Raw genomic sequence first — 14,758 nt, 5'->3', positions numbered from 1 at the left:
CAGGCGTCAGGCGAGTGACGCCTGTTCCGGAAACACCGGCTCGCCCAGCGTCAGCATCAACCGGTTCGCCCACGCGAAGATCGCGACCGCGTGCGACAGGTCGAGAATCTCCTCATGCGTCAGCCCTTCGGCTTCCAGCGCGGCGACATCGCTCGCGTCGACCGTTTCGGGCCGCTCCGTCAGCGCGATCGCATAACGCACGATCGCGCGTTCGCGCGCCGTCGTGCCGGCCGTCGCCGGATCGTCGAATACCTGCTCGATCGCGTCGGTGCGTTTCGCGAGCTGCGCGAAGCGCTGCGCGTGCACGGATGCGCAATACACGCAGCCGTTCACGCGCGACACGGCCGTGCTGGCCAGTTCGCGCTCCGCGCGCGACAGCCCGCCGGGGCCGTACATGATCGCGTTGAACACGCCCGAGCGTTGCCGCAGGATCTCGGGCAGATGGACGAGCAGCAGGTAATAGTCGGACGTCTTCGCTTGCGGGTGGCTCGCGTCGAGCACGGCCAGCTGCTCGGGCGTCGCGGCATCGAGCGAAACGGTGTCGAGCCAGGCGCGCCAGCCGAGCGTGTCGGACGTGAAGCCGTGGGCGGTCGTCGTCATGCGGCCTCCGTTGCGGTACGTGCCTGAAGCGCCTGCGCGGCGACGGCGACGCGCAACTGGTACGCGACGAACGCCACGAGCTGCGACAGCGCGACGATCGAGGGCGTCGTAAGCCCGGCCGACTTCAGTGCGTCGAGATCGGACGGGCGCGCATCGACAGGGGCGAGCGTCAGCAGGCGTGCATGCGCAAGGATCGCGCCGATGCGTCGAGGCAGTGCGTCGAACGCATCGGCGTCTGCGCGTGCGATATCGTCGAGCGTGCCGCCCGCGTCGATCAGCCGTGCACGATAGGTGTCGGTCAATGCCGGCGCCTTCGACTTGTGCGCGACATACCGGGCCGTGTGCAGTCTTTCGATCAACGAAAGATCGGGCAGCGCGGGATCGAACAGGGCAGCCTCGCTCAGCCGCGTATGAAGCAGCACCTTTTCGCGCGCGCGGCGCAGTGCGGCGATCGCGTCGCCGTCGCGCAGGCCGGCCGCCGCATCGATCGTGTCCGGCGCATCGGCCGGCGTGATGGATTCAGTCATATCGTTCGGGATTCCTTGGTCGTCTATGGGGTCGATGGACGCGCGCTCATGCATCGGCGTCGCGCCATTCGTCGCCTTGCAGTTCCGCGTTCGCGTATGCGACGAGCGCGTCGTAGTGGCGATCGCGATCCGCGTCGAACAGCCGGCTCGCGATGCCGCGCGCGAGCCGCTCGGCGCCCGCGCTGATCGCCGGGATATCGCCGGACAGCTTGCCGTGGCTCAGGCTCGCCGCATGGTTGAAGCAATGGATTCGCGTGACGGCCGGGCATGCACCGGGCTCGCGCTCCTGGAACGAGAATGCGGGGCCGAGATCGGGCGATTCCGCGAGTTCGTCGAGCCACAAATCCGGCGCCGGCCGATAGCGATCCTTCCAGCGCCGCACGTGCGAGCCGAACGACGCGAATTCCGCGCGCGTCGTCCAGTCCGAATGAAAGCCCGTCGCGAAGATCAGGAAATCGACGGTGTAGCGCCCGCGCGGTGTCGTCACGTCGAGGCCGTCCGCATGTTCGGCGAGCGTCTCGATCGGGCTGCCCGCATGAAAATGCGCATGCTCGTGACGCGACACGCGCAGCACGCTGTCGCGCGGCGGCGGCGTCTGCGACGTCAGCGCGTAGTGCATGAAGCGCCACTTCGTCGCGTCGTCGAGATCCGCGTAGCCGTGCACGAGCCCCGGGCTGCCGATGCCCGTCAGCTTGTTGATGCGCGGAATGTCCGCGCGGCGGAAGAACAGGTCGACGCGCGCGGCGCCGGCTTCGAGCGCGGTACCCGCATTGTCGAACGCGGACGCGCCCGCGCCGACCACGCCGATGCGCTTGCCCGCGAGCACCGCGAAGTCGATCGGCTCGGACGAATGGGCCCAACGCGCGCGCGGCGTGCGGTGCGCGACGGGCGGCACGTACGGGCCGCCGAGCCCGTCGCGGCCGGTCGCGAGCACGACATGCCGCGCGAGCAGCGTCTGCGCTTCTCCGTTGCCGCGTACGTCGAGCGCGAGCAGGCCGTCGTCGCGCGGGCGCAGCGCGACGAGCGTGGTGTCGTTGCGCACCGGCAGGTCGAGCACGCGCCGGTACCAGCGCAGGTAGTCCATCCATTGCGTGCGCGGAATCTTGTAGAGCGCGTCCCATGCGTCACGGCCGTATTGCGCTTCGAACCAGGCGCGGAACGTCAGCGCGGGCAGGCCGAGCGCAGGGCCCGCGAGCTGCTTCGGCGAGCGCAGCGTGTCCATCCGCGCGAACGTGACCCATGGCCCTTCGTACCCCGCCGGCGCGCGGTCGATCACGCACTGGTTGTCGATGCCGAGCAGGCGCAGTTCGGCGGCAGTCGCGAGCCCGGCCATGCCGCCGCCGACGATCGCGACGTCGAGCACGCGTGTGCCGTCGGCCTCGCGCGGCGGCACCCACGACGGCGCGGGCAGGTCGAGCCAGCGCAGGTCTTGAGCGAGCCGGGTTTCGAGTGCGTGGAGTGCATCGGCGGGCATCGTCATGCGGCCTCCGGGCGCGTGCGGCGCGATCGTGCCGTGCGTGGCGGGCTGGAAGGGCTTGCAGGACTTGAGGGACTTGAAGGACGTGACGGGCGCCCGGCACGCAGCCGGTCGCCGCGCAGCAGCGCGTCGTGCGCGGCGGCCTCGTGAAAGATCACGTCGTCGAGCAGTGTGCGCGTCGTCCGGTGCAGCGCGTCGAGCAGCGCATCGACGGCCGCCGTGCGCGCCTTGCCGGCCGGCGTCGCGACGCCGAACGCGAACGGGATGTCGACGTCGAGCGGGCGGGCGACGACGCCGTCCACCGGCAGTGCGACACCGGTGGCCGGATCGACGATGCCGATCCCGATGCCGGCACGCGCGGCCATCACCGCATTCAGCGACGCATTGGTTTCGATGAAGACGCGTGCGTCGACCCGCGCGGCCGCGAATGCCGCATCGATCCGCTGGCGCAGCCGGTGCCGGTTCGCGACCGTCACGATGCGGCGGCGCGCGAGATCGCGCAGCGCGATGCGCGGCTGCGCCGCGAGCGGGTCGCCCGCGGGCAGCACGGCGACGCAGGGCGTCTGTGCGATCCAGTGCACGTCGAGCCCCGCATGCGCCATCGGCAGCGTGACGACGCCGATGTCGGCCGTGCCGGCCAGTACCTCGTGCACGACATGCTCGGCCGATTCGCTGCGCAACTGGTAGTGCGGCGCCTGCGCGCCGTCGGGCAGCGCGGCGAGCGCGGCCGGCACGAGCGTCGCCGCGAGCGAAGGCGTCGCCGCGATGCGCACGGGTTCGGCGGTTTCGTCGCCGAGCGCCCGTGCGCGCGCCTCGATCGCACGCAGGCCGACCAGCGAGCGCTCGACTTCCTCGTAGAGCAGGAAGGCGCGCCGCGTCGGCGTGACGCGCGGGCCGTGCCGGTCGAACAGCGCGTAGCCGAGATCGGCTTCGAGCTCCTGGATCTGCCGCGTGACGGCCGGCTGCGAGCGGCCGAGCAGTTCGCCCGCACCGGTCACGCTGCCGGCCGACATGACCGCGGAAAACGCTTCGAGTTGATGCAGCTCCATGACACCTTCCGATGATGCGATTTGCGCATTGTAGGAGTGTGAGCATGCGTGATTCATATAATGAATTTTGCTATCGACAGCGCGAAAACTGCGAAACGCGCGATCGCCGCGATGGCCGGAGGGGCGCGCGGGCGCGCCGGTGGCGATGCGTGACGTACAGGAAACGCCAATCGAATCAACGCGATGCGATGCATGCCGGCTCATCGCGCGCGGCAGCGCGTGCGGGCGATTGTTCGCGTGCGTCGCCGGTTTCGCGCCGCGCCCGATATCGATATACGCAAAACTTCGTTGGATCGTCCTGAACCGGATGGTTACATGCCCTCACTCTTTTCGACTGACTGAAGCTGGGGGACGCATGAACGTTTCGGGGAACGACGTACGCGGCGCATGGCGGCGCGTGCTGGGCACGGTGGCGGCGCTCGCTGCCGCATGGGGCTTGTCGACGGGCGGCGCGCTCGCCGCGGGCGTATCGGGCGAGCCGGTGGTGGTCGGCGTGAGCGGCCCGCTCACGGGCCAGGACGCGCAATACGGCGAACAATGGAAGCGCGGCTTCGATCTCGCGCTCGACGAGATCAACGGCAGCGGCGGCATCCATGGCCGGCCGCTCGCGATCGACTTCCAGGACAGCCGCAGCGACCCGCGCCAGGCCGTCGCGATCGCGCAGAAGTTCGTCGCCGATCCGCGCATCGCGATCGAGCTGGGCGACTTCTCCAGCGCGACGTCGATGGCCGCATCGCCGATCTACCAGCGCGGGCAACTGATCCAGTTCGGCTTCACGAACTCGCATCCGGACTTCACGAAGGGCGGCGACTATCTGTGGAGCACCGCGCTGAGCCAGGCCGAGGAGCAGCCGCTGCTCGCGCGCTACGCGGTGAAGGAGCTCGGCTTCAAGCGGATCGCGGTGCTGTACCTGAACACCGACTGGGGCCGTACCAGCAAGGACATCTTCGCGAAGGCGGTGGCCGGCCTCGGCGCGCAGGTCGTCGCGGCCGAAGGCTACCAGCCGGCGGAGAAGGATTTCCGTTCGACGCTCGTGCGCATCGGCGAATCGAAGCCCGATTCGATCGTGCTGATCTCGTACTACGCGGACGGCGCGCAGATCGTGCGGCAGGCGCGCACGTCGGGCGTCACGCTGCCGATCGCGGCGGTCGGCTCCGTGTATTCGCCGAAATTCCTCGAACTGGGCGGCGCGGCCGTCGATGGCGTGTATACCGAATCGAACTTCTTCCCGGCCGAGCCGCGCCCCGAGGTGCAGGCGTTCGTGCAGCGCTATCGCGCGAAATTCCATGCCGATCCCGATTCGTTCGTCGCACGCGCATACGACGCGCTGATCCTGTCGGCGGAAGTGCTGCGCCGCTACGGCACGACGCGGCAGGCCGCGCACGATGGCTTCGCGAAGATCAGCGACGTGCCGAGCGTGATCTTCGGCAAGGTGCGCTTCGATCCGCAGACGCGCCGCGTCGCGGGCGCGCGCACCGTGTATCTCGTCGTGAAGCAGGGGCAGTGGGCGCTGTGGGACGGCGCGAAACCGCAGCTCGCCGCGCGCTGACCCTGAACCGCATGCACGTGACGGACGCATCGTGATGGCTTCCTGGCTCGACTACACGCTCAACGGCCTCATCGTCGGCAACATCTACGCGTTGCTCGCGGTCGGGCTCGCGTTGATCTTCGGCGTGTCGCATCTGATCAACTTCGCGCATGGCTCGGTGTACATGGTCGGCGCATTCATCGGCTGGCTGTGCCTGACGCGCTTCGGGCTGCCGCTGCCGGTCGCGCTCGCGGCGGTCGTCGTCGGCTGCGGCGCGCTCGGCGTCACGATCGAGCGGATCGGGCTGCGGCCGCTGCGCCACGCGGCGCGCATCGCGCCGCTGCTCGCGACGATCGGCATCAGCTTCATCCTCGACCAGCTCGCGCAGCTCGCCTTCGGCGCGGACCCGCGCGCGGTGCCGACGCCGCTGCCGGACTGGCATCTGCGCATTGCCGGCGCGACGTTGGGCTCGCTCGACCTGCTGATCGCGGGCATCGGCATCGCGGCGGCCGCGCTGCTGTACGGCTTCCTGCGCTTCACGCGACTCGGCTGGGCCGTGCGCGCGACCGCGCAGGATCGCGACGCGGCGCTGCAGATGGGCGTGGACGTCGACCGCGTGAACCAGACCGTGTTCGCGATCGCGTGCGCGCTCGGCGGCGTGAGCGGGCTGCTGGTCGGCATGTACTACAACAGCATCGATCCGGCGATGGGCTTCCAGGCGACGCTGAAGGGCGTGGTCGCGCTGCTGATCGGCGGCCTCGGCAACGTGCCGGGCGCGATCGCCGGCAGCCTGCTGCTCGGCCTCGTCGAGAGCTACGGCGTCGCGCTGTTCGGCACGAGCTACCGCGACCTGTTCGCGTTCGGGCTGCTGATCGTGTTCCTCGTGTGGCGGCCGAACGGCCTGTTCAGCGCGAACCGCGCGCTGCCGCCCGAACCGATGACGGGCACCTTCCTCGCGGCCGCGAAGGCCGTGCGCGTGCCGCGTCCGGTGCTCATCGCGCTGATTGCATTGGCCGCCGTGCTGCCGTGGCTCGGCGCGTCGCCGTACGTGCTGCAGACGCTGACCAACGCGTGGCTGTACGGGCTGCTCGCGCTGAGCCTCACGCTCGTCGCGGGCACGGTCGGGCAGATCTCGCTCGGCCACGCGGCGCTGCTCGTGATCGGTGCGTATGCGTCGGCGCTGCTGTCGTCGGATCTCGGCTGGTCGCCGGCCGTGACGATCCCGTGCGCGGGCGTCATCACGGCCGTGCTCGGCACGCTGCTCGTCTACCCGGCGTTCCGGCTGCGCGGGCACTACGTGTCGATCGCGACGCTCGGCATCGGTGAAGTGGTAAGCCTCGTGATCCTGAACTGGGACGGCCTCACGCGCGGCCCGCTCGGCATCACCGGCATCGCGCCGCTGCCGTGGGCGAGCACCGCGCGCGCCGCGTACTGGTTCACGTTCGCGGTGCTCGTCGCGTTCGCACTCGTGCAGGTGCGGCTGCTGCGCTCGCATCTCGGCCGCACGCTGCGCGCGGTGCGCGAGGACGACGTCGCCGCGCGTGCGCACGGCATCGCGCCGAACCGCTACAAGGCGATCGCGTTCGCGGTCGGCGGCGTCGCGGCCGGTGTGAGCGGCGGGATCGCCGCGCACCTGTACAGCTACATCAATCACCAGACCTTCGATTCGCAGGTGTCGATCCTCGCGCTGACGATGGTGATCCTCGGCGGGCTCGGCAACGTGCTCGGCGGCATCGTCGGCGCGATCGCGCTGATCGGGCTGCCCGAGCTGTTCCGCTGGGCGGCCGATTACCGGATGCTGATCTACGGCCTCGTGCTGCTGCTGCTCGTCCGGTTCCGGCCGCAGGGCCTGCTGGGTACGGTGTGAGGAGGCATGCGATGACCATCAATCGACCCTTGCTCGACGTACAGGGCCTGACGCGCCGCTTCGACGGCGTGACCGCGCTCGACGGCGCGAGCCTGACGCTCGCCGACGGCGAACTGTTGAGCATGATCGGCCCGAACGGCGCGGGCAAGTCGACGCTGTTCAACCTGATCGCGGGCGCCGACCGGCCCGACGCCGGCCGCGTGACGTTCGACGGCCGCGACATCACGGGCACCGCGCCCGAACGCCTCGCGGCGCTCGGCATCGCGCGCACGTTCCAGCACGGCCGCGTATTCGGCAACCTGAGCGTGCTCGACAACGTGCTGATCGGCGCGCATGCGCGGCTGCGTGCGGCGCGGCCGGGCTGGCCCGCGCTCGGCGCGGCGGCCGAGGTGTGGCGCGCGCTCGTGCGGCCCGCGTCGGTGCGACGCGAGGAAGCCGCGCTGCGCGACGAGGCGCGCGACATCATCGCCGGGTTCGGCGAACGGCTCACCCCGCGCATCGATCATCCGGCGCACAGCCTGTCGTATGCGAACCGGCGGCGCGTGGAGATCGGCCGCGCGCTGGCGCTGCATCCGCGCCTGCTGCTGCTCGACGAACCGACGGCCGGGATGAACGAGACGGAGACGGCCGAGATGCTGCAACTGATCCAGTCGCTGAAGGCGCGCGGCCTGACGATCCTGCTGATCGAGCACAAGCTCGAACTCGTGATGCGCGTGTCCGACCGCGTGATGGTGCTCGACAACGGCGTGAAGATCGCCGAAGGCGCGCCGCGCGACGTGCGGCACGATCCGCGCGTGATCGAGGCGTACCTCGGCCGCCGCCATGCGGGCGGCACGCCGGCCGACCGTGCGGCGCAGGCAGCCGCATGAGCGCCACTTCTTCCGGATTGCAAACGAACATGACCGATGCGCTGCTGAAACTCGAACACCTCGACACGTTCTACGGGCCCGTGCAGGTGCATTTCGACGTGAACTTCGAAGTCGGCCGAGGTCAGATCGTCAGCCTGCTCGGCGGCAATGCGAGCGGCAAGTCGACCACGATGAAGCTGATTCTCGGGTTGATGCGGCCGAAGCGCGGCGTCGTGCGCTTCGACGGCGACGACGTGACGGCGCTCGCGACGCCGCAGCGCGTGCGGCGCGGGATCGCGGCCGTGCCCGAGGCGCGGCGGCTGTTCGGCGACATGAGCGTGCGCGAGAACCTGCTGATGGGCGCGTACACGCGCGGCGACCGCGCGGCGGTGGCCGAGGACTACGAACGCGTGCTCGACCTGTTTCCCCGGGTGCGCGAGCGGCTGACGCAGCGCGCGGGCACGCTGTCGGGCGGCGAGCAGCAGATGCTGGCGATGGCGCGGGCATTGATGGCGCGGCCGAAGCTGATCTGCATGGACGAGCCGACGATGGGGCTGTCACCGCTCTATGTCGACAAGGTGCTCGAACTGATCGACGCGATCAACAAGCAGGGCGTGACCGTGTTCATGGTCGAGCAGAACGCGAGCCTCGCACTGGAGATCGCGCATTACGGGTATGTCCTGCAAACGGGGCGCGTCGTGCTCGAAGGGCAGGCCAAGGCGCTGCTCGACGACGAGCGCGTGCGCGATGCGTATCTCGGTGGCGAGGCGGTGGCGACGTAGCGGGCGGGGCCGATGGCGGTGCCCGGATCCGGCCTCGCGAAAAACTGCGAGGTACACCGACTTGTCAGGTAGATTACGCGCAGTCGCCATTACCGCCACCGGGAGCGCCGCGCCATGTTGACCTACGCCATTCAGAAAACCGGCTACGACTACACTCAACTCGATCCTCAGGGCGTGACGGACTACGCGTCGTTCACGCGTGCCTTCGATACGTTCCCGTGGGCGGCGCAGCATGCCGAATGGGACGACACGCAGGAAGGGCCGTTGCCCGCGCTCGTGCTGCAGCACGCCGACGATCAGCGCGAATTGTGGGTGACCGCGCTGAGCGACGCGCATGCGGACGGCTTCCAGTTGAATGCCGTTTCGATGCGGATGAAGAAGGGGCTGTTCGGGATCGGCAAAGGCAAGCTGGAACGGCATGTCGACACGATCGACGTCGACACGCGCGCGGAAGTCGACACATTGTGCCGGCTGTTCTGCGATCGTCGGTATGACGAGCTGGACCAGTTGGTCGCGCGGCACGCGGAGCGGAACCGCCTCGACGACACCAACGACGACTGAGCGCCTGCCGCGCCCGATCCGGCACCGGTCCGTCCCTTCATGCCTGCGCGGCGCCGATCCCCGCCGCACGCGGAAACGTCAGCACGACCGCGAACCCGCCCGCATCGGGAAACGCAAACCCGATGCGCCCGCCGTGCGCCTTCATCACTTCCTGCACGATCGCGAGCCCGAGGCCCGACCCCGTGCGCCGCTCGCTGCCGTCCGGTGCGATCCGCACGAACGGCTGCAGCGCGGCATCCCAATGCTCGCGTGGAATGCCGCGGCCGTTGTCGGTGACGGTCAGCGTCACGGTATCGCCTGCGTTGCCCTTCGTCGCGACCGACACGACGATGTCGTCCGCATGCCCGTGCAGCAGCGCGTTGTGCAGCACGTTCGACAACGCTTCCTGCAGGCTGATCGCGTCGCCGTCGATCCAGGCGAGCGGCGCGTCGCTCGCGAATGCGACGGCGACATCGCGCTCGCCCGCGAGCGGAATCGCGCGGCCGAGCACGTCCTTCGCGAGCGCGACGAGGTCGACCGGCTGCAGCGGTACGGCTTCGGTGCGATGGATCACCATCGCGTGATTGAGCAACTGGCCGGTGAGCCGGCCGACGTCCGAAGAGGTCGCGCGTAGCGCGTCGAGGCGTGCCGCATGGCGCGCGGGATCGGATTCGCCGTCGAGCAGCTCGATCTGCGCGTCGAGTCGCGCGAGCGGCGTGCGCATCTGGTGCGCCGCGTCGGCGATGAAGCGCTGCATCGCGTTGATGCGTTCGGCCAGGCGGTGTATCAATCCGTTGATCGACCCGATGATCGCGTCGATCTCGCTCGGCGTGTCGACGGCCACCGGCCGCAGGTCGGCCGGGTCGCGCGCGGCGATGATCGTGCCGATCTGCGCGAGCGGGCGCAGGCCGCGCCGGATCGCGAGGCCGCTCGCGCCGATCGCGAGCACGCTCATCAGCAGGATCAGCGTCCATACCTTGAGGCTCATGTCGTTCGTGAGCTGCTGGCGCGCGTTGGTGGTTTGCGCGACGGTCACGAGCGCCCAGCCCGGCGTGCTTTCCTCGGGCATGTAACGCGCAATCGTTGCCGTGCGGATCCGGTGCCCCTGGTACAGGCCGTTCGCGAACGCCGGGCCCTGTTTCGCGGCGGCGAGCGTCACGGGGCTCGCGAGATCGTTGTAGCCGGCCACGACGATGCCGCGCGAATCGACGACCTTGTAGTAGACGAGGTCGTAGCGCGACAGCGTCGACAGCGCGGCCACCGGCGGATTCAGCGCGAGCACGCCGCCCTGCACGTAGAGGTTTTCCGCGACCTGGATCGACGCGCCGGCAAGCAACTGGTCGTATGCGCGTTCGGCCGCGACGCCCGCGTAGTAGCGCGCGATCGCCGCGAGCGCGAGCGCGCCGGACGCGACGACGAGCGCGATGAACAGCAGCGTGCGCCCGAACAGCGTCTTCGGGAACCAGTCAGTGCGCCGCAATCTGATACCCCATCCCGCGCGCGGTACGGATCTCGACCGAGCTGCCCTGCAGCTTCCTGCGCACGCGTGTCACGTACTGCTCGACCGCATTCGCGGTCGGCTCGTTGCCGAAGCTGAACAGCTGGTTCAGCAGTTCGTCCTTCGAGAAGATGCGTTGCGGGCGGCTCGCGAGGATTTCGAGCAGCGCGAATTCCTGGCGCGACAGCGACAACGGCTGGCCGTCGAGTTCCGCCAGGCGGCTGCTGCGGTCGATCACGAGGCCGCCGAGCGTCAGCACGTCGTTCGCGTGGCCGCTGTTGCGGCGCAGGAGCGCCTGCACGCGCGCGTCGAGCTCGCGGTAGTCGAACGGCTTCACCAGGTAGTCGTCGGCGCCGAGGCCGAGGCCGCTCACGCGGTCGTCGATCGCCGAGCGTGCGGTGACGAGCAGCACGGGTGTCGTGCTGCCCGACGCGCGCAGGTGTCGCAGCACGGTGAAGCCGTCCATGCCGGGCAGGTTCGCGTCGAGCACGACGAGGTCGAAGCGCTCGACGCGCAGCAGCCCGTTCGCGGTCGCGCCGTCGGTCTCGAGATCGACGGCGTGGCCGAGCCGCGCCAGGCGGCTGCGGATCGCCGCGCCGATTTCGGCATCGTCCTCCACGACGAGAATACGCATGGTGCCGTTTCGCAGATGGGTGGGTTAGGGGTTTTCCCGGGGCCGGGATGTCAGCATTTTCTCAGACTCGGTCGATAACCTGTGTCGAGCCGGATGCAGCACGCAAGGACGGCATTAATACCAGAAATATTCAAGGAGACGGCAACATGCAGCATGTCACGGGCACGACGAACGCGCGGCGCAGCGCGACGCGGGTTTTCGCGTGGCCGTTTGCCGTCCGTCGCACGGCGGCCCGCGCATGACGACGTCGCCGCGCCGCCGCGCGTTGATCGCCGCCGGCATCGGCATGCTGGCCGCGCCGCCGCTCGTGCGCGCGAAGCCGCGCACCGTCCGGATCTCGAAAGGCTTCGGGGTGCTGTACCTGCCGCTGCTCGTGATGGAGAAGCAGCGGCTGTTCGAGCGGCACGCGGCGCGCCACGGCGTGCGCGACGTCGCGGTCGACTGGGTGCTGCTCGACGGCGGCAATTCCGTCAACGACGCGATGATGGCCGGCACGCTCGATTTCGCGGGCGCCGGCGCACCGGGTTTCATCGAGCTGTGGGCACGGGCGCGCGGCATTCCGAACGTCGAGGTGATCGGCATCAGCGGGCTGTCCACCACGTCGCTGTCGCTGAACGCGAACCGCGCTGGCCTCATGTCGCTGCGCGACTTCACGCCGTCCGACCGGATCGCGGTGCCGGGCATCCGCACGTCGCTGTCGGCGGTCGTGCTGCAGATGGTCGCGAGCCGGCAGCTCGGCGCGAAGCATTTCGCGCAGCTCGATTCGATCACCGTGAACCTCCCGCATCCGCAGGCGATGCAGGCGCTGATCCGGCGCGAGAACGGCGTGACCGCGCACTTCACGTCGCCGCCGTTCTCGACGCTCGAGCTGCGGCAGCCGGGCATTCACCGCGTCGTGAATTCGGTCGACGTGCTCGGCCCGCTGACGCTCGACGTCGTATTCGCGCCGAAGCGGCTCGTCGATACGGACCCCGCGCTGGCCGTCGCGTTTCTCGGCGCGCTCGACGAAGCGAACCGCCTGATCGCGCAGGACCCGCGCGCGGCGGCCGCGCTGTATGCGGCGTCGTCAGGCGTCGGCGTGTCGCACGACGACGTGATGCGGATGCTCGCCGCGCCCGACACGCGTTTCTCGGTACTGCCGAACCAGCTGATGGACTACGTCGAATTCCTGTACCTGGCCGGCACGATCAAGGCGAAGCCGCGTGCATGGCACGAGATGTTCGCGCCGATGCTCGACGACTACCGGTCGCGCTGATGCCGCCGCTTCCTTTCCCCGACATGCCCCGCACCCGCGCGATCGTCGCGCGCGGCGCCGATTCAAACGACATGCAACCGCTGTGCAACCGATTCACGCAAGGAGCCTGAAGTGAATGCTACCGACACCCTGGACCCCGCGTCCGCCGAAGAACAGCGCATCATGTCGAAGATGGCGCGGCGCCTGCTGCCCATCCTCGTCGTGATGTTCCTGATCGCGTTCATCGACCGGCAGAACGTCGGCTTCGCGAAACTGCAGATGGTGCACAGCCTCGGGATGACGGAAGCCGCGTTCGGGCTCGCGTCGTCGCTGTTCTTCATCGGCTACCTGCTGTTCGAGGTGCCGAGCACGCTCGCGCTGCATCGCTACGGCGCGCGCGTGTGGCTCGCGCGGATCATGCTGACGTGGGGGCTGATCACGGTGCTGATGGGCTTCACGACGTCGATGCCCGCTTTCTGCGCGCTGCGCTTCGTGCTCGGCATCGCCGAGGCCGGCTTCTATCCGGGCGTGATCTATTACCTGACGTTGTGGTTTCCGCAGAGCTATCGCGCGAAGGTGCTCGGCATCTTCACGCTCGGCAGCGCGCTCGCGAACATGCTCGGCTCGCTGGTCGGCGGCGTGTTGCTGAGCCTGAACGGCGTGTGGGGGCTCGCGGGCTGGCAGTGGGTGTTCGTGGCGACGGGCATCCCGGCGGTGATCGTCGCGATCGTCGTGTTCCGCGTGCTGCCCGCGTCGGTGCGCGACGCCCGTTTCCTGGACGACCGCGAGAAGCAGATCGTCGAAGCCGCGCTCGAACGCGAGAAACCCGCGCAGGCCGAGCACGGCCAGCCGTGGAAAGCGCTGCTCGACCCGCGCGTGATGCTGTTCGCGGCGACCTACATGCTGATGTCGACGTCGCTGTACGGCGTGACGTACTGGCTGCCGACGCTCGTGAAATCGTTCGGCGTGTCGAGCACGACGAACGGCTTCCTGAGCATGCTGCCGTGGGCGCTTGCCGTGCTGCTGCTGGTGTGGCTGCCGGGGAAACTGCGCCGCGCGAAGAGCATCCTGCGCACGATCGCGATCGTCGCGGCGCTTGGCGCGCTCGGCTTCCTGCTGAGCCTCGTGCTGCCGTCGACGCCGCTGCGCTTCATCGCGCTGGTGCTCGGCGGCGCATGCATTCCGCTGCTGTATCCGTGCTTCTGGTCGATGCCGCCGCGCTACTTCACCGGCGCGCGGGCGGCGGCGAGCGTCGCGGCAATCAACTCGATCGGCAACCTCGGCGGCTTCTTCAGCCAGAACCTGATGCCGTTTGCCGGCAAGGTGACGGGCACCGCGTTCGGGCCGATGATCGTGCCGATCGTGTGTCTCGCGCTGCTCGGAATCGGCGCGCTGGTCGCGTGGACCCGCTCGGAGCGGGGGATGGTGGCGGTGCGGGCGTGAGGCGCGCGGCGCGGCCGGATTGTGGTTCCGGACACGTTGGTCAGGCCGAATGGCCGACTGCACGCGTAAAAGAGGGTTTGCTACCATGGATTACATATGTAATCCATGGAGTGTGCGATGAAAACCGCGATCATGCCGGCGCTGCGTGTCGATCCGCAATTGCGGGAGGCGGCAGAGTCGGTCCTTGAGGAAAACGAGACGTTGTCTGCGTTCATGGAGTCGGCGCTTCGCGATGGTATCGCGCGTCGTCGCCTGCGGCGCGAGTTTGTCACCCGTGGCCTTGCATCGCGCGACGAGGCGCGTCGTACCGGCGAATACGTCGATGCCGCCGATGTGCAGGCCGAACTCGAGGGCATGCTGAACGCTGCGAGAGCAGCGAAGGCGGCGGATTGATCTATCGGGTCCGATATACACGTGCGGCCCGTGGGGATCTGGTGCGGATGCATCGATACCTGCTCGAACGTGATACCGATGCAGCGGCAGCGGGCTGCGGACGCGATCGAACAAGGTATCGCCATGCTCCGAATGTTTCCGTTCACATGCCGCAAGATCGACGACGGGAATCCGTTTCTGCGCGAGCTGATCGTGTCTTTTGGCACGTCGGGCTATGTCCTGCCGTTCGAGATTGAAGCGGCCGGGCAAGTCACGATTCTGGCCGTGCGACATCAACGGGAAGACGACTACCACTGACGCATGATCGACGCGGCGGCCGGTATTTGCCGATATTGCCG

At 68.9% G+C, this 14,758-nt stretch carries 14 protein-coding genes and 1 pseudogene; 9 read left to right on the top strand and 6 right to left on the bottom strand.

Annotated elements, in window-relative coordinates; translation table 11 throughout:
* Nucleotides 1–6: 6 nt before the first annotated feature.
* Genes E9536_RS04770 through E9536_RS04755 form a run of 4 tightly spaced genes read right to left on the bottom strand, consistent with a single transcriptional unit; the run spans nucleotide 7 to nucleotide 3,653 of the window.
* Nucleotides 7–600, bottom strand: coding sequence for a peroxidase-related enzyme (locus E9536_RS04770; protein WP_060086398.1), 594 nt, complete (start codon nucleotides 598–600; stop codon nucleotides 7–9).
* The gene (locus E9536_RS04765; protein ID WP_136469376.1) at nucleotides 597–1,127 is read right to left on the bottom strand and encodes a hypothetical protein; all 531 of its coding nucleotides are present in this window, start codon (nucleotides 1,125–1,127) and stop codon (nucleotides 597–599) included. Before E9536_RS04765 ends, E9536_RS04770 begins: the two co-directional genes overlap by 4 nt.
* A gap of 46 nt (nucleotides 1,128–1,173) precedes the next feature.
* Nucleotides 1,174–2,607, bottom strand: a complete 1,434-nt coding sequence (locus tag E9536_RS04760; protein ID WP_136469375.1) for an NAD(P)/FAD-dependent oxidoreductase — start codon at nucleotides 2,605–2,607, stop codon at nucleotides 1,174–1,176.
* Nucleotides 2,604–3,653 carry a LysR family transcriptional regulator gene (locus tag E9536_RS04755; protein ID WP_124534369.1) on the bottom strand — a complete coding sequence of 350 codons (1,050 nt, stop codon included), beginning with the start codon at nucleotides 3,651–3,653 and terminating at the stop codon, nucleotides 2,604–2,606. The genes E9536_RS04760 and E9536_RS04755 overlap by 4 nt, the downstream gene beginning before the upstream one ends.
* 355 nt (nucleotides 3,654–4,008) lie before the next feature.
* Here E9536_RS04755 and E9536_RS04750 point away from each other — a divergent pair, with 355 nt between their 5' ends.
* From E9536_RS04750 to E9536_RS04730, 5 genes are all read left to right on the top strand, one after another.
* Complete coding sequence (locus E9536_RS04750) at nucleotides 4,009–5,202, top strand: ABC transporter substrate-binding protein (RefSeq protein WP_060086394.1); 1,194 nt, start codon at nucleotides 4,009–4,011, stop codon at nucleotides 5,200–5,202.
* Nucleotides 5,203–5,236: 34 nt separating this feature from the next.
* On the top strand, nucleotides 5,237–7,048 hold the full coding sequence (locus E9536_RS04745; RefSeq protein ID WP_136469418.1) for an ABC transporter permease: 1,812 nt from the start codon (nucleotides 5,237–5,239) through the stop codon (nucleotides 7,046–7,048).
* An 11-nt stretch (nucleotides 7,049–7,059) separates the two neighbouring features.
* Complete coding sequence (locus E9536_RS04740) at nucleotides 7,060–7,917, top strand: ABC transporter ATP-binding protein (protein WP_136469374.1); 858 nt, start codon at nucleotides 7,060–7,062, stop codon at nucleotides 7,915–7,917.
* Entirely contained in the window at nucleotides 7,914–8,678 is a 765-nt protein-coding gene (locus E9536_RS04735; protein WP_136469373.1) for an ABC transporter ATP-binding protein, read from the top strand. Before E9536_RS04740 ends, E9536_RS04735 begins: the two co-directional genes overlap by 4 nt.
* Before the next feature lie 114 nt (nucleotides 8,679–8,792).
* The gene (locus E9536_RS04730) at nucleotides 8,793–9,239 is read left to right on the top strand and encodes a hypothetical protein (protein WP_136469372.1); all 447 of its coding nucleotides are present in this window, start codon (nucleotides 8,793–8,795) and stop codon (nucleotides 9,237–9,239) included.
* A 37-nt stretch (nucleotides 9,240–9,276) separates the two neighbouring features.
* On the opposite strand, the gene E9536_RS04725 is transcribed toward E9536_RS04730, so the two are convergent.
* Nucleotides 9,277–10,698, bottom strand: coding sequence for a sensor histidine kinase (locus E9536_RS04725; RefSeq protein ID WP_119338749.1), 1,422 nt, complete (start codon nucleotides 10,696–10,698; stop codon nucleotides 9,277–9,279).
* Nucleotides 10,685–11,350 (bottom strand): response regulator transcription factor, encoded by a 666-nt coding sequence (locus E9536_RS04720; protein ID WP_059521686.1) that lies wholly within the window; start codon nucleotides 11,348–11,350, stop codon nucleotides 10,685–10,687. Before E9536_RS04720 ends, E9536_RS04725 begins: the two co-directional genes overlap by 14 nt.
* Before the next feature lie 238 nt (nucleotides 11,351–11,588).
* Between E9536_RS04720 and E9536_RS04715 the strand changes: the two genes are divergently transcribed.
* The 4 genes and pseudogenes from E9536_RS04715 to E9536_RS04700 all read left to right on the top strand — a co-directional run bounded on the left by E9536_RS04715 (nucleotide 11,589) and on the right by E9536_RS04700 (nucleotide 14,717).
* Nucleotides 11,589–12,605 (top strand): ABC transporter substrate-binding protein, encoded by a 1,017-nt coding sequence (locus tag E9536_RS04715; RefSeq protein ID WP_136469371.1) that lies wholly within the window; start codon nucleotides 11,589–11,591, stop codon nucleotides 12,603–12,605.
* A gap of 111 nt (nucleotides 12,606–12,716) precedes the next feature.
* On the top strand, nucleotides 12,717–14,027 hold the full coding sequence (locus tag E9536_RS04710) for an MFS transporter (protein ID WP_021158399.1): 1,311 nt from the start codon (nucleotides 12,717–12,719) through the stop codon (nucleotides 14,025–14,027).
* Between the two features lie 117 nt (nucleotides 14,028–14,144).
* A complete protein-coding gene (locus E9536_RS04705) occupies nucleotides 14,145–14,420 on the top strand; it encodes a YlcI/YnfO family protein (RefSeq protein ID WP_059693750.1) in 276 nt (91 codons plus the stop codon).
* Nucleotides 14,417–14,717: pseudogene (locus E9536_RS04700) on the top strand (type II toxin-antitoxin system RelE/ParE family toxin). Before E9536_RS04705 ends, E9536_RS04700 begins: the two are co-directional and overlap by 4 nt.
* The last annotated feature ends 41 nt before the right edge of the window (nucleotides 14,718–14,758 follow it).

Source organism: Burkholderia sp. LS-044 (genome assembly GCF_004803625.1).
Classification (GTDB): Bacteria; Pseudomonadota; Gammaproteobacteria; order Burkholderiales; family Burkholderiaceae; genus Burkholderia; species Burkholderia cepacia.
This window is presented reverse-complemented; position numbering and strand designations above follow the sequence as displayed.